Raw genomic sequence first — 18,445 nt, forward strand, 5'->3', positions numbered from 1 at the left:
CGCTAACAGAACGGGTGGCAGTGCCATCCGTTCACCAAGGAGGCCTTGATGCGCAGACGACGTTCCAGCCGCAGGCAACTGTCCGTGGTGCTCACCGCCGCGGTTGCCTTCGTGGCGGCGTTGGCGGCGATGCTCGTCGCCGACCCGGCCCAGGCAGCCACCAGCGGTGCCTTGCGCGGTGCGGGCTCCGGCCGGTGCCTCGATGTGCAGAACGCCGGCCAGGCCGACGGCACGTACCTGCAGATCTACGACTGCTCGAACGGCGCCAACCAGCTGTGGACGTTGACGTCCGGCAACCAGCTGACCGTGTACGGCAACAAGTGCCTGGATGTTCCGGGCCACGCCACCACGGCCGGCACCCGGGTGCAGATCTGGACGTGCAGCGGCGGTTCGAACCAGCAGTGGCGGGTCAACTCCGACGGCACGATCGTCGGTGTGGAGTCCGGACTCTGTCTGGACGTCACGGGCGCCGGCACCGCCAACGGCACAGCGGTGGGGATCTGGACATGCAACGGCGCCGGCAACCAGAAGTGGACCGGCCTGTCCGGGACCCCGGCACCGACAACAGCCCCGCCGACGGGCGGCACCTGCGCCCTTCCGTCGACGTACCGGTGGACGTCGACGGGTGCGTTGGCGCAGCCGGCGAACGGGTGGGCGTCGGTGAAGGACTTCACCGACGTGGTGTACAACGGCAAGCACCTGGTCTACGCGTCGAACGTGTCGGGATCGTCGTACGGCTCGATGATGTTCAGTCCCTTCACGAACTGGTCGGACATGGCGTCGGCCGGCCAGACCGGGATGAGCCAGGCCGCGGTGGCGCCCACGCTGTTCTACTTCGCACCCAAGAACATCTGGGTACTGGCGTACCAGTGGGGTGCGTGGCCCTTCATCTACCGCACGTCGAGCGACCCGACCAACCCCAACGGCTGGTCCTCGCCGCAACCGCTGTTCACCGGAAGCATCCCCAACTCCGGTACCGGTCCGATCGACCAGACCCTGATCGCCGACGGCCAGAACATGTACCTGTTCTTCGCCGGCGACAACGGCAACATCTACCGGGCGAGCATGCCGATCGGGAACTTCCCGGGCAGCTTCGGCTCGTCGTACACGACGGTCATGAGCGACTCGGTGGCCAACCTCTTCGAGGCTCCGCAGGTCTACAAGGTCAAGGACCAGAACCAGTACCTCATGATCGTTGAGGCCCAGGGTGCGAACGGGCGCTACTTCCGCTCGTTCACGGCCTCCAGCCTGAGCGGTTCCTGGACCCCGCAGGCCGCCGGCGAGAGCAACCCCTTCGCGGGCAAGGCCAACAGCGGTGCCGGCTGGACCAACGACATCAGCCACGGCGACCTCGTCCGCAACAATCCCGACCAGACCATGACCATCGACCCCTGCAACCTGCAGTTCCTCTACCAGGGCAAGTCCCCCACCGCGAGCGGCCCCTACGACCAACTGCCCTACCGGCCGGGCGTCCTCACCCTGCAGCACTGACCCGCCCGCTCAACGGTGACCCGGACCGGGTGCGGCCCGCCCGCGCCTGAACGAGCGGTTCACGGCGCGGACGGCTCGGCCCGCTGACCGACACTCACCGCTTCGGGGAACCCCGGCCCACGCCGGCCGGGGTTCCCCGTCTTCGTGGACTTCCTCGCGGTACGGACCGAGGCACCACGACGGCACTCCTCTCGCTCCTTGGGAAGCGTCAGTTGCGGACCACCGGGGCCGCCCGGTTCACCAGCCCCCTCGACCGAAAGGCACCGATGAAGTCCGCCGACCGCGCGATGCTTCGGCTTCCTGCGGCAGTCCACCGGAGGGCGGGCCGGGGCGGCACGTCCGGTCAGGCTGTCGCCAGGGCGGATTCGATGCTGCGGTGCCGGGCGGCCCCGTGCGCGAAATCGGGTACCGCCGTGGTGCCCTCGCGCAGGTCGTCCAGGAACTGCTGGTAGGCGTGGGCGACCGCGTAGAACGGCGCGTCGGCGCGGGGGTCCAGGTGCGGGACGCGAACGTAGGATTCCGGCACAGCCAGGGGAGCGAGTCCGGGGGACGTTCCGCGGCCGCCTTCGAGGGTGACCGGGCTGAGCTGGAGATGGCCGGTCGGGGCGGTGAGGACGAGGTCGCCCTCGGTGCCGTTGATCTCCCAGCGGAAGTTGGTGCCCCGGGACATGCCTCCGCGGTAGTGGAAGGTGACCACCCCGCCGCCCGGCAGCCGCCCGGAGGCCACCACCTGGTCCGCTGCGGTCATCGGCACGGGCAGTCCGCTCCCGGTGTCCACGGCCGACGTACGCCGCGACGCGAGGTGGATCCGCAGGCCCTCGGGCTCGCCCAGGACGGACGCGAGTCCGTCGAGGGTGTGGCTGAAGGGAATCGTCAGCAGTGTCGCACCGTTGGCGGCGTCGAGCACGTAGTGATCGCCGGGCCGGACGGTAGCGCCCCAGGCACCGCCGGAGCCGACGACCGTCGTGGACAGCACCTCCCCCACGTAGCCGTCGGCCACGAGATCCCGCACGTGGGCGAGGGCCGGATGCGACCGCGCCTGCAGTCCGACGACGGTCGGCACGGCGCGGCCGCACGCCTGCCGCGCCATGTCCTCGGCCTCCGCGAGCCCGTTGCCCAGCGGCCACTCGCACAGCACGCTCTTGCCGGCGCTCAGCGCCGTCCGGACCAGCTCCCGGTGGTGCGGCACCTTCACCGCCACGACCACGAGGTCCACCTCTTCGCAGGCGGCCAGTTCGGCCGCCGTCCCGAAGGTTCGAGAGACACCGTGCCGCTGCCCGGAGCGCTCCGCCGACTGTTTCGAACTCGTGCTCAAGGCCTTCAACTCGTAACCCGGGACGGCGCGCAGGGCCGGCAGGTGAGAGCGCTCGGCCCAGCTGCCGTGCGCCCCGAGTCCGATGATCCCCACTCCGATCGGCTTCTCGGACCGGACCAGCTCGGCCAGCGGTGACTCAGATGTGTTCACGATGCGCAGCCTGTTCTCTGTGTGTGGACGGGCCCAGGAGATCCGCACCCGGTGGGCGGGATCGGTGCGTGCGGGTCGGCGGGTGATGCCGCGGACGGGTGTGAAGCACACGGTGGTGTCGCAGGTGCCGTGACCGCCGGCCAGGCTTCACGGTGCGTGCCGGCGCGGACCAGGCCGCTGGAGGCCGCGAAGTCCGGCCGGCCGCCGGCGGTCAGTTCCGTGCGCCGACGGCCGGGCTCGGGCCGCGCTCGCTGTCCAGCAGAGCCATGAGGGGTGCGGCGTAGCGGGTGCCGGCCACCGCATCGGCCGGGACGGCCTCGTCGATCGTGCGGAGGTCCGCGTCCGACAGGGCGACGTCGGCCGCGGACAGGGCCTCCTCGATGCGGTGGGGTCGGCGGGTGCCCAGGACGGCCACGACGGTGCCGCGTTCAGGGCTCTGCGCGATGACCCAGGCGGTGGCGAGTTGCGCGACGCTGATGCCGCGCGCGTCGGCCAGCGGCCGCAGCCGTTCGACGAGGGCGAGGTTCGTGGCGAGGTTGTCGGGGTGGAACCGGGGCAGCCAGTGGGCGCGCGGGTCGTCTCCGGCGGGGTGTCGGTAGGTGCCGGTGAGCAGGCCGTGCGCGAGGATCCCGTAGGCGGTGACGCCGATCCCCAGCTCGCGGCAGGTGTCCAGGATGCCGTTGGCCTCGGGGTCACGGCTGAACAGGGAGTATTCGATCTGCACATCGCAGATCGGGTGCACGGCGTGGGCACGGCGGATGGTCTCGGGCCCCACCTCGGAGAGCCCGACGTGCCGCACGTACCCGGCCCGGACCAGCTCGGAGATCGCGCCGATCGTGTCCTCGACCGGGGTGTCGGGGGCGAGCCGGGCGGGGCGGTAGATGTCGATGTGGTCGGTGTCCAGGCGGCGCAGCGAGTAGGCGAGCGCGTTCTTCACGTGGGCGGGACGGCCCTCGATGCCGACGAAGGATCCGTCGGGGCCGCGCAGACCGCCGAACTTGACGCTCAGCAGTGCCTTCTCGCGATCGCCGGCGCGCAGGGCGCGGCGGACGAGGTCCTCGTTGTGGCCCATGCCGTAGAAGTCGGCGGTGTCGAGGAGAGTGACGCCGGCGTCGAGGGCCGTGCGGATCGTGGCGATGGCGTCGGCCTCGTCGGCGGGCGCGGTGTGGTCGGACATGCCGGCGCAGCCCAGTGCGAGGGGGAGGACCTGCGGGCCACCGGTTCCCAGGGGTCGGGTTTGCACGGTTTCTCCTGCGGGGCGAGAAGGGTGAACGCCGCCGACAGGGGGCTGCCGAGGGCGCGGCCACCTGTTAGCGTTGACATCTCAACACTAAGAAGAGGCGCGTTGATATGTCAACATCCGACGGAGGGGCCGCCGCGCCGGACGGGGCCAAGACCGACGCCGCGTACGAACCGGTCGACTTCTGGAGCGCCTTCAAGCGCGCCCACGAGGTCGTCCGGGCCCGCGTGATCGCGGACACCGCCGAGGCGGCGGGCCTGTCCGAACCGGACCTGGCGATCCTCGCCAACCTCAACAAGGCGGGCGGCAGCCTGCGCCAGAGCGAGCTCGCCGCGTCCCTCGGCTGGGACCGCACCCGCATCTCCCACCAGCTCACCCGCATGGGCAACCGCGGACTCGTCGCCCGCGAACGCGCCGGCGGCGTCACCGTCACCCTCACCGACACCGGACGCGCGGCCATCACCGACGTACAGCCCGGCCTGGACGCCGCGGTACGCCGCCACCTCACCGACCAGCTCTCCGCGCAGGAGATCGAGACCCTGAGCTCCGTGTTCCGCCGGCTGTAGGCGCCGGAGCCGACCGGCACACCAACTCCGGCCGGGGGCAGCCGAAGTGCCGCAAAGCCGGTGGGCTCTACCCCCGTCGAGGAGATCCCGAATTCCAGGACCCCGCCGGACATCGGGCGCCGGCCCGGCCGGCGGTCGTACAGCCGAGCGCGGCCGGGCAGACGGACGATGGTGAGCCCGGCCAGGCGCGCCGCAGACAGCAGGCGGTGATCAGGAGTACGGTCCGCCCCTATGCACCGAGGCGGCGCAAAGCCACGGCAAGCCGCTCGGGCGGCGGTGTCCCGGTACAGGGTGCCCTTCAATCAGGACAGTTCGCGCCGGCGGTACCGGCCCTGGCCGGCAGGAACCTCGCAGCAACGACCAGGGCGGCAAACAGGGCCCGGGCCGTGGAACCGCCGCCGGGCCGCCACCTTCGCGTGGCGGCGACCCCGGGCTCCTTCGACGCACGATCACCTCACGCCCACGGCAGCGAGGCGCGGTTCCTCCAGTAGAGCTCGGCGGGCTCGGCGAGCGCCGCCAGGCGGGCGAGCTCACCTGGCGCGAGGTCGAGCCGTGCAGCGGTGAGGTTCGAAGCCAACTGTGCCGGGGTGGCCGCGCCGGAGAGCACGATGTCCGCCCAGGGCTGGGCCGCGACCGCGGCCAACGCGATGGCGTCACAGGACTCGCCGGTCCTGGCGGCGAGAGCGCGCAGTACTGTCGTGTCGGGGCCGGTGGCGTTGCGGTCAGCGAGGCGGCCGTTGGCCATGCCCTCCTTCACCACCACCAGCATGCCGGCCTCACGGGCCTCGGCCAGCGCCGGTCCGGCGGACGGCTCCAGCAGGTTCCAGGTCGACTGGACGGCTTCGAACAGCGGACGGCCCGCCACCTGCACATCCAGCGCCGCCCGGACGGTCTCGCCCTGCGCCGGGCCGCTGGTGGACAGGCCCACTCGGACGCCCTCTGCGGCCAGCTCGGCCAGCCGCGCGTGCAGCGAGCGGTCGGTCAAGACCGGGCTGTCCGGTGTGACGGAGTGCACCAGGTAGACGTCCAGCCGCGGACCCAGCAAGGCTCGGCTCTCCCGGATCTGCCGGTCGAACACCGCCGTCGAATGCTCCTTGACCTCGTGCACGGGCACGCCCGAGGCCTGCCAGTCGGCGGTGTAGGTGTAACCCCACTTGCTCCCCACCACCACGTCGGCCGCCGCCTCAGGCCGGGCGGCCAACCAGCTGCCGACGAACTCCTCGGCCCGGCCGTACGACCGAGCCGTGTCGAAGTACCGAACCCCGGCGGCATAGGCGGCGTCGAGCAGCGCGCGCGTGCGCGCTCGCAGCGCCTCGACGCTCCGCTCGGACGGCAGGTCGAGGTCACGACCGAGCGTGATGTAGCCGGGCCGGCCGACGGCGGCGGTGCCGAGGCCGAAGCGGCCGAGCGACGGTCCGACGGCGGGGGCGGAGGCGGCTGCGGTCGCCATGGCGGAGCTCCCTTCGATCGTTCTGGCCGACGGGGCAGCGCACCCCGTCCGTGTCCGACCCTATCCGCCGCCCTCGTCACCACCGACAACCTGATCGCCGCCTCCATGGAGTCACCCGCCGCCCGGCTCCCACCGCCCAAAGGCCGCCCGATCCGGCGACGCGCTCAGGTTCACCCCCCTGTCGCCCTGGACCATCTCGCCCCGAGCGGCGGCCCCGCGGCGAGGCACCCCTTCAGCAGGTGCCGCCGTCGCGCCAGACGGCCCAGGAGCACGGGCGTTCGGCACGACGCCGGTGGAGTAGCAGGTGGCGGTGTACTCGTTCCCCGCGTGTGCGACCGTGTCGCCGGGCACGTAGGACCTGCCGGAGCTCCGGGCGGCCGGGCAGTCGGTGCCGCCACCGCCACCGCCTCCGGTGACGGTGGTCACGGTGACCGCAGCGGACCGGGTGCCCGCCTTCCCCACGGCGTCGATGGCGGCGACCGTGTGGCGGTACCCCGTGCCGGCGGTGCGGCCGGTGACGAGATCAACGACGACTTCACCGAGACCTCCGTCGTCCTGGTCATCGGCGCCGACGACACCGTCCACCCGGCCGCCATGGACGATCCGTCCAGCCCCGTCGCCGGGATGCCGGTGCTGCGGGTGTGGGAGGCAGAGCAGATGATCGTCTTCAAGCGCTCGATGGCGTCCGGCTACGCCGGGGTGCAGAACCCGCTGTTCTTCCGCGAGAACAGCAGCATGCTCTTCGGGGACGCCAAGCAGAGCGTGGACGCGATCCTCCAGGCCCTCACCGGCCGGGCCCAGGCACCCCCGCCGTCCGCCGGCCAACCGCGGCCGGCCAGCACCCGCACCCGCACCCGGCCCTGAACGGACCGCCTGAGCACGACGCCCGGGCGGTCCGTTCGGCGTTCACGGCCGTCCGGCCGGCACTGTCGCGACGGATTCCGAGTTTTCCGAGAACTTTCCATTTGACCAGGTCAGATGGCATTCGGGGCAGCCGTTGAGCTCTCGCTACGCGATGGGTGAGGGGGAATCGCTGCGGATTTCGTGCACACTGGGATTCGGGACGCCGACGTCCCACCCCTCCGGCGGAACCGGATCCGGGCGACCGACCCGGCTGGCTCCGCCCGGCAACCGCGCGAGGCACAGTGTGTTCGGTGCCGGCCCGGGAGGAGTCCCCCGTCGCCTGCCAGCACCGGCCGGGCCCAGGACACCCCCGCCGTCGCCGGCCGACCGCGGGAAGCCGGATCGGCGCCACCCGGTGCAACCCATCGCACGCCGATCGCCCTCCACATCACGACACGATCGGCCCACGTGATACCGCTCTACCGAGGAACATCACCCATGACTCACGGAGCCCACCCGAATACTCCGGCACCTCGTGCGAACATCGATCAGGCCCGCGACTGCGCGGACTGCCGCAGTTGGGGAACCGTGATCACCCCGGACGGCCGCCACGAACTGTGCCCGGCGTGCCAGCTGCCCGACACCGAGTATTCGTCGATCGCCGAGCCCTGACCCGCAGTCATGGCGACCAATGACTTCGCGACCACCGAGTTCCAGCTGGTGCTGCTCCGCCGGATGGCCGACTTCCACCCGGATCTGGTGGGGCAGGCCGTACGCCGGCTGGGAGCCACCCGCTCCGACCTGCGGGAGGCGAACAAGCGCCGGCAAGCGCTGATCCGTTCGAGCCGCCTCCCGCACGGCGCCCGCCGCTACGCGGCGGCCCTCGGTCCGCCCGAGGCGGTCATCCCCCGCCGCCTCGGCGACCTCGACTGCGCGGCCCAGCACTGGGCACTCCCGCTCCGCACCGGTCTGCGCTTCGAGATCCTGCTCGGACCGGCCGGCGGACCGACCGCGCCGCTGAACGAGTGGCTGGTCCGCGCGCCCGGGTTATCGACGCCGACGCCGCGGCTCCTCGCAGACTTGACCCCGTGGAGCTGCGTCGTCGCGGACGTCGCAGCGGCCTTCCCGCCGGCCATGCCACATGAAGGCAGTGCGCCGACCCGATGGGAACTCGATTTCACCGCTCCCGACGCGACCGGGCGGCCGCGCCCGTGCACCGCGGAGTTCAGCTGGGGCCTCCTCCGGGAAGTCCGCCTCGACGACCTGGGCGAAGCCGTTCCGCCGAGCAGGTGAGCCGTCTCCCCGCCCCGGCCTGCACGGCAGCCGCACTCCCGACGTCGCGCGCCCGGCGGGAACTGTCCGACGAGCCCTGGCACGGAACGAGATGGTGACCTCGACGGAGTGAAGTGTCCGGTGAACAGGAGAAGCATGATCGAGACGCCCTCGGAGACCACGTCCACCGCCGCGCCCTGGTTCGGCGTCCGGCACGGCCTGTGGGCGTGCCCATCTGGTTGCGTTCGAGTGCCGAGCGACTCCACAAAGGCGAGGGCGGCGGCCGACGCCGAGTCACTGTCGTTCGTGCCACGATCAGTTCGGCCAGTCCCGCGGCGAATGTTCCCTCCGCCGCGTCGACGAGCAGCGTGCCGTCGTCGGTCAGGGCCGGCCGTGAGGACCGGCGGTTCGGCCAGGTCCGGGCTGCCGGACGGCCCATCCCTGCTTCTCCAAGCGGTCGACGCCCGTGCCGGTCGCTCCGATGCCGATGGCGAACTCGACTGCGAGGTAAAAGGGTACTGCTCATCCAGGCACCGGCCCCCGGCTCTCGTGCTGGACCCGATGCGCCGCAATCATGTCCGGACCGTCCTCGGCCTGGCCACCACCGCGCTCGCCGGCGGGATCGCCCTGACCGGCGCCGGGGCGGCTTCGGCAGCGATTGGCGGCGGCTGCGGCGGCCCGGGCTGGAAGCAGACCTGCATCAGCGCCGGCGGCGGCCAGGTGTCGGCGCAGGTGACCACCAACTTCGCCAGCAACAACTGTACCGAGCAGATCATCATCTGGGACTACACCACCGGCGGCCAGGCGCTCGCCACCTCGTTCCCCTGCCGCTCCGGCCAGTACTCCTACACCTACACCCTCACCAACCCGACCCCGGGCCACGACTACAAGGCCGAGGCCCGCTTCTACTGGCAGCCCGGCAGCGGCTACGACTACCAGCTCAGCCCCGACCTCTGGTACTGAGCCGCCGGCCGTGAGGTGACACGGCCCGCCACCCCCGTGAGCCCTGAGCCCGCACCGCGTCCCGCTCCCGACACCCACGGGGGCGGGACCCCCTCGCACCCGGTCCTACCTCGACGGTCTACCCCGCTCGCCGCGCCCGATGCGCCGCGATCATGTCCCGGTACCAAGCGTACGACGCCTTCGGCGTGCGCCGCTGCGTCCCGAAATCGACGTGCACGAGGCCGAAGCGCTGGTGGTAGCCCTCGGCCCGTCGAACACCCTGTCATTATAGGCGGAGCCTCCAGAGCCATCCGATATTGCCGCCAATCTGCCACTCAGAGGCCTGAGTTGACCGATCCGGAACGCCTCCTACCATCGGACCGACCCCGGTGCGCCGCAATCAGATCGCGATACCACTCATACGACGCCTTCGGCGTGCGCCGCTGCGTCTCGAAGTCAACATGGACCAGGCCGAAACGCTGACTGAACCCCTGCGCCCACTCGAAGTTGTCCAGCAGTGACCAGGTGAAGTAGCCGCGGACGTCGACGCCTTCGGCTACGGCGGCGGCCAGGGCGTCGAGGTGGCCGGCGAGGTAGGCGATCCGGTCCGGGTCGGAGACGGTGCCGTCGGCGACGGGTTCGTCGGCGACGGAGCAGCCGTTCTCGGTGATGGTGACGGGTGGGAGGGCGGCGCCGTAGCGGTCACGGAGGCCGGTGAGGAGTTCGCGCAGGCCGTCGGGAACGACGGGCCAGTCGAAGGCGGTGCGGGGGACGCCCTCGATCGGGGCTTCGGCGAAGGGGAGGCCGGGGTCGGTGGGGGCGGCGATGCGGGTGGGGTTGTAGTAGTTGACGCCGAGGGCGTCCAGGCCCGGGCCGGCGATGAGCTTGAGGTCACCGTCGCGGACGCTGCCGCCGAGGTCGGGTCCGACGCCGAAGGCCGACAGGTCGGGGTAGTGCCCGAGCAGGATCGGGTCGGTGAACAGGCGGTTGTGCAGGGCGTCGTAGGCGGTGGCGGCAGCCTGGTCGGCTTCCGAGGAGCTCACCGGGCGGACCGGGGTGAGGTTGTTCGCGATCATCACGTCGAGCCCGCGCTCGCGCAGCACGGCCGCCGCCAGTCCGTGGCCCAGCAGCTGGTGATGGGCGGCGGGCAGGGCGTCGAGCATCAGGGCGCGGCCGGGGGCGTGGATACCCATGGCGTAGCCGTAGACCATGTGCACGAAGGGCTCGTTGAGGGTGATCCAGGCGGGGACGCGGTCGCCGAGCCGGTCGGCGACCAGGGCCGTGTACTCGGCGAAGCGGTAGGCGGTGTCGCGGTTCAGCCAGCCGTCGGTGTCCTCCAGGGCCTGCGGGAGGTCCCAGTGGAACAGGGTGGGCAACGGGGTGATCCCGGCCTCCAGCAGCCCGTCCACCAGGCGGTCGTAGAAGGCGAGGCCGGCGGGGTTGGCCGGGCCGGAGCCGGTGGGCCGGATCCGGGGCCAGGCGATCGAGAACCGGTAGCCGTCCAGTCCGAGGCCCTTCATCAGGGCGACGTCCTCCGGGTACCGGTGGTAGTGGTCGCAGGCCACGGCACCCGTGTGGCCGCCACGGACGGCGCCGGCGCGGGCGGCGAACGTGTCCCAGATCGAGGGGCCGCGGCCGTCCTCCTCGACGGCCCCCTCGATCTGGTAGGAGGCGGTGGACACGCCCCAGCGGAAGTCGGACGGGAGGTCGAGTCGGTTCGGCATGGGTCTGACTCCCTGCTCACGATGGCGATCGATGAGAGCACAAAACACGAGGACTGCTCATGTTAGTGCTCCCCCACCGAAACGCCAGGCCTGGCAGCAGGGCCCGCACCTCCCGCGCAGGCATCCGTACCGTCGCACCCGAGGCTCGCGCCGGGGCAGGCGGCGGGAGGACTGGAACACGCCCGATCGCCCCGGCCCGCCGGCGCTTCGCGTGCCCTGCCCGCGATCCGGCAACAGGCCAAGGCGCCGCGCGGAGGCGTCTCCGCGCCCGACCTGAACCCGGCGCCGGACGCCAACTCAGCGCTGGACGTCGGGGCGTGGCGTGAAGGCCAACGGCGGGGTGAGGACGGGTTCGAGCAACTCGGCCAGCAGCCGGCGCTGTTGGTCGTCGAGCCGGCCGGTCGCCGGCGCCAGGGCGCTCCGGACCTCCTGATACAGCTTCCCGGTGAGCTCGCGGCCGGCGTCCGTGATCAGGACGTCAACCACGCGCCTGTCCTCCGGATTGGCGGCGCGAGCCAGGAGCCCCCGCCGTTCAGCGCGGCCGATGAGGCCGGACAGGGTCGACTTGTCGAGCCCCAGGAACGCCGCCAGGTCGCTCATGCGGGGACGCCGGTCGCGGAGGATCCCGAGCACCCGCAGCTGGGTGAGCGAGAGGTCGTGCTCGGCACCGATGCGGGTGAGCACGCCCATGATCTGGAAGGCGCTGCGGACGAGTCCGTCCAACAGGACGTCTTCGGAATCCTCGGGGGTCATGCAGGCAACCCTACTTGACATTGTTTGCATCACCAACAACCCTGGAATTAATTGGTGATGCAAACCAAATGCCCAAGGAGCCCCCATGCATGCTGCCGTCCTCATGTCGCACGACACCCCGCCGGTCTACGCCGAGCACCCCGATCCGGTTGCCACCGGCGAGCACGAGATGGTGGTGCAGGTCCTCGCCGCGGGCCTGCACCACCTGACCCGGGCCAAGGCGAACCGCTCGCACTACTCCAGCACCGGTTCCTTCCCGCTCGTTCCCGGCGTGGACGGCGTCGTCCGCGATGCGACGGGCCGCCTTCGCTACGCCGTCCTGGACGACACGGTGCTCGGCACCTTCGCCGACCGCACCGTGATCGACGTGCGCAGGAGCGTGCTCCTGCCGGAGGGCTCCGACCCGGTCCGGATCGCGGCGGCGATGAACCCGGGCATGTCCGCCTGGGTCGCGCTGCGCCGCCGCTTCGCCTTCCAGGAGGGCCAACACGTCCTCGTCCTGGGCGCCACCGGCAGTGCCGGAAGGATGGCCGTCCAGATCGCCAAGCGGTTCGGCGCGGCCCGGGTCGTCGCCGCCGGCCGCGACACCACCCGCCTGAAGGCCCTGCCCGCGCTCGGCGCGGACCAGGTGATCACCTTCGACGAGATCACAGCCGCCGCCGACGTCGACGTCGTCCTGGACTTCGTGTGGGGAACGCCCACGGCCGAGGCCATGCTCCCGCTCCTCACGGCCCGCGCCGATCGCTCGGCCCCGCTGACCTGGATCCAGATCGGATCCATCGCCGGCGAGACCGCTCCGATCCCGTCCGCCGCGCTGCGCGCGGCTCGGCTGCACATCCTGGGCAGCGGCATCGGCTCGGTCCCGCCCCGGGACTTCATCGCCGAACTTCCCGAGCTCGCCGCAGCGGTGACCGAGGGCGAACTCGACGTCCAGGCTCGGGCGGTGCCACTCGCCGGGATCGCCCAGGCCTGGACCAGCTCCTCCACCGAGCGGCTCGTCCTCGTCCCGTAGCCACCCGGCCGGGCTCTCCGGCTCCGAGGTCCGGCCTGCCGCCCCGTCCGGGCGGCAGGCCGCGGTCCGGCCCGCCCCGGGATCCACCGACCCCGGCCGTCCCCGGCCGCACCGGGCTCGCGCCCCGACCGGCTCGCCGTGACGGACGGGGCGGGCGGGGCGGTCAACCGGCCTTCAGCAGCAGCTCGGTGAGTTCCTTCGGCGCGGTGACCATGCAGTCATGGCCGCTCGGCAACTCCCACACCCGCGACGGCTCGCCGTTGGGCTGCACCGGGGGAACGGGGCGGCGGGTGACGCCCGGCGGCGTGCTGCCGACGCAGTGGATGTGCGTCCGGGGAATCGCGTCCGTGGCCGGGTTGTCGAGCCGGACCGGCTGCTGGAAGCAGCGGACCGACTCGTCCGTGAGCATCGTGCGCAGCCACTCCGTGTCCGCCGGGTCGGTCACCCCGAACAGGCCGACGGGCGCCGGTTGCTCCGGCAGCGGCGGGATGCGCCAGGGCGTGCCGGAGGCGGCGGCTGCCTCGATCAGGTGACCGGTCAGGGGCATGACGTCGAGCACGGTCTCGCCGTCGGCCGGGACCATCGCATCGAGGTAGACCAACCCCGCGATCCGGTCGGGGACTTGGCCGGCCACGGCGGAGACGACCATCCCGGCGTAGCTGTGCCCGACCAGTATCACGTCGGTGAGATGGTTCTCCACCAGAACGGCGACGACGTCGGCGACATGGGTGTCCAGGCCGACGTCCGGACCGAGCAGGTGCGCCTTCTCGCCGTGACCGGTCAGCGAGGGGGCCAGCACCCGGTGCCCGGCCCGGGTCAGCAGGGGGACCACCCGGTCCCAGACCCGCCCGCTGTGCCAGGCTCCGTGGACGAGGACGTAGTTCTTCGTGCGCTGTGGACTCATGGAAATGACGCTAGTGAGCCGACAGGAACCTCTTGGTAACCTTCGGCGCATGGACGACTCACCGGGAAGCGTCTTCCTCGCCGACTGCCCCGCCCGGCTGGCCATCGAGATCATCACCAACAAGTGGGCGGTGGTCGTCCTGTTCGCGCTCAGCCGCGGGCCGTGCCGGCACGGCGAACTCGTCGATCTTGTCGGCGGAATCTCGCGCAAGGTGCTCACCCAGACGCTGCGCAGGCTCCAGGGCTACGGGCTGGTCGAGCGCCGCGCCTACCCCGAAGCGCCCCCGCGGGTCGAGTACACCCTGACCGAACTCGGCCTGACCCTCGTCGAGCCGATCGCCGTCCTGACGGACTGGGCGAGGTCGTACGGCGGTGCCGTCGTCAGCTTCCAGGAGGCGGCGGAGGAGGCGTCCGAGCCCGGTTCGGCGTCCAAGCCGGAGTCCAGGTCCGGCGGCTGACCGATCGTACGGCCACCACCCCGGTCGCGGCCGGAGATCGAGCCGTCGCACCGCCACCGCACTCATGCAGCAGGTCGTCAGGTGGCCTGACCCGGCTCGTCGGCCAGGGCGGCCGCGGTCAGGGTGAGGTGCCGCACCAGGAGCGCGGCCGCGGTGTCGGCGTCGCGGGCCAGTGCCGCCTCCTCCAGCCCGCGGTGTTCCTCGACGCCGTCCCGGTCGGGGGTGCGGTGCGCCGACCAGCGGCGGGCCAGTTCGCTCGCGGTCCACAGCCGGTCGAAGGTCTCCAGCAGTGCGCGGTTGCCGCACGCCTCCAACAGGGTGCGGTGGAAGACCCGGTGGGCCTCGGCCCAGGCGGCGGTGTAGTGCTCGCCCTCCGCGGGCGCGTACGCCGGGGTGCGGGCCAGGCGGTGGTGGGCGGCCCGCACCCGGGACTCCCAGTCGATGTCGCCCCGCTCGACGGACATCCGCAGGACGACCGGTTCGATGGTCCGGCGGGCTTCCGCGATCTCCTGCCAGCGGTGGTCGGAGAAGGACGGGACCGCGAACCCGCGGTTGGGCAGCCGGTCGGCGAGCCCCTCGCCGACCAGCCGCACGAGCGCCTCGCGCGTGACGGCCAGGCTCACGCCCTGATCCCTGGCGAGGTCCTGCGGTTTGAGGGCCTCACCAGGGGCGAAGTCCCCGCGCATGATCGCGCCCCGCAGATGTGCGTGGACCTGCTCGGAAAGCATCTGCTTCCCGGCGGGAGCGGGGCCGTGAGGCGTGCCAGTCATGGCGCAAGCTTACGAGCAGCCGCACGACAGGGCTTGGGACGTACTGGCCTGGCGGTCCGGCTCAGGGATGCCGGTCCGGCGCTGCAGCGACCGCCACTCCTCGGCCTCTGCGTTGGCATGCTCGACCGCGATCCGCCGTTGGGATCGGCGGCAGCGCGCATGGTCGTGGAAGTTGCGCTCGAACGGCCCGGCATCCGCCGCCGGCTTCCACGGCGGGGCTCCGGCCTGGCCCGGGAGGTCACGAGCCAGGCCGGCACAGCCGGAATCGACTTCGGCCTTCACGTTCGGGTGCAGCCACACCTGCTTCTCGATCCCCGCGGGCGTACTGCCGTGACATCGTGCGTCCGACCCGGACGGATCGCCCCGTGTTCCGCACCGCCGACCAGCGCTGCCGGACCGTCCTGGAGCCGCTCCCACACCTGCGGCCGAGCCGCCCGCCGCCCCATCCCGCCTACGCCCGCGCGCCCACCCCCTCTCCCACAGGCTCCGCGGCGCGCTCCGCCGCCGGCTCGCGCAGCAGCAGCGCCACCACTGCCCCGCCGATCACGCCCAGCACACCGGCCACGAGGAAGGTCGTGCCCAGCGCGCCGCCGACGGCCGAATGGATCGCCGCGTCGAGGGTCGCCCGTGAGCCGGCCGGGGCGGCCGCCAGGACCGCGGCGGACCCGCCGCTGGTCACGGCGTGCGCGATCTCCGCGCCGCCCGGCAGGAGGGCGTCGACCCGAGCGCTGAAGATGCTGCCCAGCATGCCGATGCCCGCCGCGAACCCCAGCTGACGTCCCGTGTTCACCGCGCCGGCAGCCATCCCGCCGCGCTCGCGCGGGACCGCGGCCATCGCCGCGGCGACGACCGTCGGGATCGCGATGCCGGCCCCGACCCCGATCACGGCCAGCCCGGGCAGGACCGCGGCCCATCCGGAGCTGCCGTCGAGGCCGAGCATGAGCAGATCGCCGACGCCGATGATCGCCAGGCCGCCGCCGACCGTCCAGCGGGGCGACGCGCCGTGCAGCATGCGACCCAGGCCGCCGGCCACGAAGAAGGCGATCCCGCTCAGCGGCAGCGTCACGAGACCGGCCGAGATCGCGCCGAGGTCGAGCACGGTCTGCAGCCAGATCGACACGTAGATCAGGCCGGCGAAGGCGGAGATCGAGAGCAGCGCCGCGGCGATCAGCACCAGCACGAACGAGCGGCGGCGCAGCATGGCCAGGTCGAGCATCGGCTCGGCCACGCGCCGCTCGACGGCGACGAACGCGCCCAGCGCGGCGACGCAGACGGCCAGCGCCCCGAGCGTCTGCCCGGAGCCCCAGCCCTCCTCGGCGACCCGCACCAGAGCGAAGGTCAGCGCGGCCGCGGCCAGGGTGAAGGCGCCGCCGCCGGCCCAGTCGATCCGCGGGCGCTGCGGCAGGCGCGACTCGCTGAGCGTGCGCCGGGCCATGACGATCGTCGCCAGACCGATCGGGATGTTGACGAAGAAGATCCAGCGCCAGGGGAGGCCCTGGGTGAGCAGGCCGCCCATGATCGGGCCGGCGGCGACCGCGGCACCCGAGGTCGCACCCCAGATGCCGAAGGCGGTGCCGAGATCACGGCCGTGGTAGGCCGTGTTGAGCAGGGCGATGGTCGTTGCGAGCATCGCCGCGGCGCCCGCGCCCTGCACGAACCGCGCGGCGACCAGCAGCCCGACGGACGGCGCGATGCCGCAGACCAGCGACGCGGCGACGAACACCGCGAGGCCGACGAGGTAGGTGCGGCGACGACCGACGGCGTCGGCGATCGAGCCGACGAGGAGCAGGAGCGCGGCGAGGGCGAGCGCGTAGGCGTCGACCACCCACTGCAGGCCGGTGAACGAGGCGTCCAGCGCGGTCGCCATGTCGGGCAGCGCGACGTTCACGATCGAGACGTCCAGGAGCAGCATGAACGTGCCCAGGCAGACCGCCAGCAGCGGTGCCCAGCGTCCGTGCCCGGGCGCGACAGTGGTGGGAGAAGCGGAAGAAGTCATGCGCCGATGGTCTTGCGCACCCCCGGTCGCGACCCAGCGAATCGGCGTTTCGTGTAGAATCCCGCCACAATCATGCCTGCAGAGACGGAAACCACCACCCCCGACGCGCTGGACCGCCGGATCATGAGCGCCCTCCAGTTCGACGGGCGCGCCTCGTTCCGGCGCATCGCCCAGGCGCTCGGCTCCTCGGAGCAGACGGTCGCCCGCCGCTACCGGCGCCTGCGCGAGGCCGGCATCCTGCGCGTCGTCGTCCTCCCCGACCCGCGCGCGTCGCGCGAGAGCCTGTTCGTCCGCATCCGCACGGCCCCGGGCGCCGCGGAGCCGATCGGCAGCGCGCTCGCCCGCCGGCCCGACGTCTCGTGGGTCACGCTCGCCGCGGCCGGGACCGAGGTGATGTGCGCGCTGCGGGCCGACGACCCGCGCGACCGCGACGAGCTCGTCCTGAAGAACCTCCCGCGCCTGAGCCAGGTCACCGACGTCTCGACCGCCTCGCTGCTGCACGTCTTCGCCGAGACCGGCCTGCAAGAGTGGCAGGGCTTCGACGCGCGCCTGGACGCCCAGGAGATCGCCGCGCTCGGCGCCCGCTCGCGCCGCCACGTCCCCGTGCGCCGAACCGCCGACGAGCCCGGCCTCACCCCCGACGACGACGCGCTCCTAGCACCGCTCGCCGCCGACGGTCGCATCTCCTACGCAGCGCTGGCCGCCGCCACCGGGCGCAACGAGAGCGCGGTCGCCCGGCGGGTCGAGGCGCTCCTGGAGCGCGGGATGCTCTTCGTCGACGTCGAGGTCGCCTACGCCCTGATCGGGTTCCGCACGGCCGCGACGCTCTGGCTCACCGTCGCCCCGGCCGACATCCACCGGGTCGGCAGCGAGATCGCCCTGCACCCGGAGGTCGGCTTCGTCGGCGCCGTGTCCGGCCCGGCCAGCCTCGTCGTCGCCGTCACCTGCCGCGACACCGCCGACCTGTACCGCTACATCACCGAGCGCCTGGCCCCGATCACCGCGATCCGCCAGCACGAGGTCACGGTCACCGTGCGCCACCTCAAGCAGGCGGGCACCGTGATGAACGGCGACCGCCTGCCGCGCCTCTCGCCGTCGGTCGCGCGTCCGGCGAGGGGGTGACGGCCCTGCCGGTCGCCTGGCCTTGCCTGACTCAGCCGCTTCCGGCGTCCCCCAAACCGCGTGCGGCGTCCGCGGGCGGCTCCAGGGCCTGGATGCGGCCGGCCTGTTCGCCGAACTGTACAAACTCGCGCAAGACCGGTGAGAACCGCTGGTCAGCGCGCTACGGTACCCCCGGCCCCGGCCGCGCCGGCCTCTCCCCCGTGAGGCGGCGGCCATCGCAGGGACGACGGCTGGCAGGAGAGACAGCTCGCGGGCGTCGCGAGCACTCCGGCCTGACCGGCCTCACCACTGGTCACGGGGGCCTGTACGGGAAGCGGGCACACCGGATGGGACGGGACCCCCCGCGAGGTTTCCTGCGGTTCGCGCGAGGGGCCGTGGGTCCATGGAGCTGGTAACACGATCTTGTGTGGTTGCGCGGCAGCCGGGGTCCGTAGGCTT

General features: G+C 72.4%; 16 protein-coding genes and 2 pseudogenes. 8 read left to right on the forward strand and 10 right to left on the reverse strand.

Features of this window, described 5'->3' with window-relative positions; translation table 11 throughout:
- Positions 1 to 48 precede the first annotated feature (48 nt).
- The gene (locus IE329_RS13915) at positions 49 to 1,491 is read left to right on the forward strand and encodes a non-reducing end alpha-L-arabinofuranosidase family hydrolase (RefSeq protein ID WP_190211159.1); all 1,443 of its coding nucleotides are present in this window, start codon (positions 49 to 51) and stop codon (positions 1,489 to 1,491) included.
- Between the two features lie 343 nt (positions 1,492 to 1,834).
- On the opposite strand, the gene IE329_RS13920 is transcribed toward IE329_RS13915, so the two are convergent.
- Together IE329_RS13920 and IE329_RS13925 are read right to left on the reverse strand one after the other, a co-directional pair.
- The gene (locus IE329_RS13920; protein WP_190211160.1) at positions 1,835 to 2,956 is read right to left on the reverse strand and encodes a Gfo/Idh/MocA family protein; all 1,122 of its coding nucleotides are present in this window, start codon (positions 2,954 to 2,956) and stop codon (positions 1,835 to 1,837) included.
- A gap of 211 nt (positions 2,957 to 3,167) precedes the next feature.
- Complete coding sequence (locus IE329_RS13925) at positions 3,168 to 4,199, reverse strand: aldo/keto reductase (RefSeq protein WP_190211161.1); 1,032 nt, start codon at positions 4,197 to 4,199, stop codon at positions 3,168 to 3,170.
- 107 nt (positions 4,200 to 4,306) lie between these two features.
- Between IE329_RS13925 and IE329_RS13930 the strand changes: the two genes are divergently transcribed.
- Complete coding sequence (locus IE329_RS13930) at positions 4,307 to 4,762, forward strand: MarR family winged helix-turn-helix transcriptional regulator (protein WP_190211162.1); 456 nt, start codon at positions 4,307 to 4,309, stop codon at positions 4,760 to 4,762.
- Positions 4,763 to 5,216: 454 nt separating this feature from the next.
- Here IE329_RS13930 and IE329_RS13935 read toward each other — a convergent pair whose 3' ends face one another.
- Complete coding sequence (locus tag IE329_RS13935; RefSeq protein WP_190211163.1) at positions 5,217 to 6,212, reverse strand: aldo/keto reductase; 996 nt, start codon at positions 6,210 to 6,212, stop codon at positions 5,217 to 5,219.
- A 516-nt stretch (positions 6,213 to 6,728) separates the two neighbouring features.
- On the opposite strand from IE329_RS13935, the pseudogene IE329_RS13940 reads away from it, so the two are divergent.
- A pseudogene (locus IE329_RS13940) lies at positions 6,729 to 7,076 on the forward strand (NAD(P)(+) transhydrogenase (Re/Si-specific) subunit beta); the annotation flags it as partial.
- A 527-nt stretch (positions 7,077 to 7,603) separates the two neighbouring features.
- On the opposite strand, the gene IE329_RS41495 reads toward IE329_RS13940, so the two are convergent.
- Positions 7,604 to 7,738, reverse strand: a complete 135-nt coding sequence (locus IE329_RS41495; RefSeq protein ID WP_268255695.1) for a hypothetical protein — start codon at positions 7,736 to 7,738, stop codon at positions 7,604 to 7,606.
- Here IE329_RS41495 and IE329_RS13945 point away from each other — a divergent pair.
- On the forward strand, positions 7,737 to 8,348 hold the full coding sequence (locus tag IE329_RS13945; RefSeq protein ID WP_190211164.1) for a hypothetical protein: 612 nt from the start codon (positions 7,737 to 7,739) through the stop codon (positions 8,346 to 8,348). The two genes, IE329_RS41495 and IE329_RS13945, sit on opposite strands and share 2 nt — an antisense overlap.
- 540 nt (positions 8,349 to 8,888) lie before the next feature.
- Complete coding sequence (locus IE329_RS13950; RefSeq protein ID WP_190211165.1) at positions 8,889 to 9,290, forward strand: hypothetical protein; 402 nt, start codon at positions 8,889 to 8,891, stop codon at positions 9,288 to 9,290.
- Positions 9,291 to 9,408: 118 nt separating this feature from the next.
- Here IE329_RS13950 and IE329_RS42025 read toward each other — a convergent pair.
- From IE329_RS42025 to IE329_RS13965, 3 genes and pseudogenes are all read right to left on the reverse strand, one after another.
- Positions 9,409 to 9,528, reverse strand: a pseudogene (locus IE329_RS42025) (family 1 glycosylhydrolase); the annotation flags it as partial.
- Positions 9,529 to 9,604: 76 nt separating this feature from the next.
- Positions 9,605 to 10,993 (reverse strand): GH1 family beta-glucosidase, encoded by a 1,389-nt coding sequence (locus IE329_RS13960; RefSeq protein ID WP_190211167.1) that lies wholly within the window; start codon positions 10,991 to 10,993, stop codon positions 9,605 to 9,607.
- Positions 10,994 to 11,290: 297 nt separating this feature from the next.
- The gene (locus IE329_RS13965; protein ID WP_190211168.1) at positions 11,291 to 11,746 is read right to left on the reverse strand and encodes a MarR family winged helix-turn-helix transcriptional regulator; all 456 of its coding nucleotides are present in this window, start codon (positions 11,744 to 11,746) and stop codon (positions 11,291 to 11,293) included.
- Positions 11,747 to 11,831: 85 nt separating this feature from the next.
- Here IE329_RS13965 and IE329_RS13970 point away from each other — a divergent pair, with 85 nt between their 5' ends.
- Positions 11,832 to 12,758 (forward strand): quinone oxidoreductase family protein, encoded by a 927-nt coding sequence (locus IE329_RS13970; protein ID WP_190211169.1) that lies wholly within the window; start codon positions 11,832 to 11,834, stop codon positions 12,756 to 12,758.
- 163 nt (positions 12,759 to 12,921) lie between these two features.
- On the opposite strand, the gene IE329_RS13975 is transcribed toward IE329_RS13970, so the two are convergent.
- On the reverse strand, positions 12,922 to 13,662 hold the full coding sequence (locus tag IE329_RS13975) for an alpha/beta fold hydrolase (protein ID WP_190211170.1): 741 nt from the start codon (positions 13,660 to 13,662) through the stop codon (positions 12,922 to 12,924).
- A gap of 49 nt (positions 13,663 to 13,711) precedes the next feature.
- Here IE329_RS13975 and IE329_RS13980 point away from each other — a divergent pair, with 49 nt between their 5' ends.
- The gene (locus tag IE329_RS13980) at positions 13,712 to 14,119 is read left to right on the forward strand and encodes a winged helix-turn-helix transcriptional regulator (RefSeq protein ID WP_190211171.1); all 408 of its coding nucleotides are present in this window, start codon (positions 13,712 to 13,714) and stop codon (positions 14,117 to 14,119) included.
- 77 nt (positions 14,120 to 14,196) lie between these two features.
- Here the strand turns inward: IE329_RS13980 and IE329_RS13985 are convergent, their stop codons facing one another.
- Both IE329_RS13985 and IE329_RS13990 read right to left on the reverse strand, forming a co-directional pair.
- Positions 14,197 to 14,889 (reverse strand): GntR family transcriptional regulator, encoded by a 693-nt coding sequence (locus tag IE329_RS13985; protein ID WP_190211172.1) that lies wholly within the window; start codon positions 14,887 to 14,889, stop codon positions 14,197 to 14,199.
- 451 nt (positions 14,890 to 15,340) lie between these two features.
- On the reverse strand, positions 15,341 to 16,885 hold the full coding sequence (locus IE329_RS13990; RefSeq protein ID WP_190211173.1) for an MFS transporter: 1,545 nt from the start codon (positions 16,883 to 16,885) through the stop codon (positions 15,341 to 15,343).
- A 72-nt stretch (positions 16,886 to 16,957) separates the two neighbouring features.
- On the opposite strand from IE329_RS13990, the gene IE329_RS13995 reads away from it, so the two are divergent.
- Positions 16,958 to 18,007 (forward strand): Lrp/AsnC family transcriptional regulator, encoded by a 1,050-nt coding sequence (locus IE329_RS13995; RefSeq protein ID WP_190211174.1) that lies wholly within the window; start codon positions 16,958 to 16,960, stop codon positions 18,005 to 18,007.
- The last annotated feature ends 438 nt before the right edge of the window (positions 18,008 to 18,445 follow it).

This window comes from Kitasatospora indigofera, from assembly GCF_014655955.1.
GTDB classification, from domain to species: domain Bacteria; phylum Actinomycetota; class Actinomycetes; order Streptomycetales; family Streptomycetaceae; genus Kitasatospora; species Kitasatospora indigofera.

Bases quoted from the DNA above. Each gene is read 5' to 3' on its own strand.
- IE329_RS13915 (WP_190211159.1), top strand. From the start codon at position 49: ATGCGCAGACGACGTTCCAGCCGCAGGCAACTGTCCGTGGTGCTCACC.
- IE329_RS13985 (WP_190211172.1), bottom strand. From the start codon at position 14,889: ATGACTGGCACGCCTCACGGCCCCGCTCCCGCCGGGAAGCAGATGCTT.
- IE329_RS13990 (WP_190211173.1), bottom strand. From the start codon at position 16,885: ATGACTTCTTCCGCTTCTCCCACCACTGTCGCGCCCGGGCACGGACGC.
- IE329_RS41495 (WP_268255695.1), bottom strand. From the start codon at position 7,738: ATGACTGCGGGTCAGGGCTCGGCGATCGACGAATACTCGGTGTCGGGC.
- IE329_RS13980 (WP_190211171.1), top strand. From the start codon at position 13,712: ATGGACGACTCACCGGGAAGCGTCTTCCTCGCCGACTGCCCCGCCCGG.
- IE329_RS13930 (WP_190211162.1), top strand. From the start codon at position 4,307: ATGTCAACATCCGACGGAGGGGCCGCCGCGCCGGACGGGGCCAAGACC.
- IE329_RS13995 (WP_190211174.1), top strand. From the start codon at position 16,958: ATGCCTGCAGAGACGGAAACCACCACCCCCGACGCGCTGGACCGCCGG.
- IE329_RS13975 (WP_190211170.1), bottom strand. From the start codon at position 13,662: ATGAGTCCACAGCGCACGAAGAACTACGTCCTCGTCCACGGAGCCTGG.
- IE329_RS13960 (WP_190211167.1), bottom strand. From the start codon at position 10,993: ATGCCGAACCGACTCGACCTCCCGTCCGACTTCCGCTGGGGCGTGTCC.
- IE329_RS13950 (WP_190211165.1), top strand. From the start codon at position 8,889: ATGCGCCGCAATCATGTCCGGACCGTCCTCGGCCTGGCCACCACCGCG.
- IE329_RS13935 (WP_190211163.1), bottom strand. From the start codon at position 6,212: ATGGCGACCGCAGCCGCCTCCGCCCCCGCCGTCGGACCGTCGCTCGGC.
- IE329_RS13970 (WP_190211169.1), top strand. From the start codon at position 11,832: ATGCATGCTGCCGTCCTCATGTCGCACGACACCCCGCCGGTCTACGCC.
- IE329_RS13945 (WP_190211164.1), top strand. From the start codon at position 7,737: ATGGCGACCAATGACTTCGCGACCACCGAGTTCCAGCTGGTGCTGCTC.
- IE329_RS13965 (WP_190211168.1), bottom strand. From the start codon at position 11,746: ATGACCCCCGAGGATTCCGAAGACGTCCTGTTGGACGGACTCGTCCGC.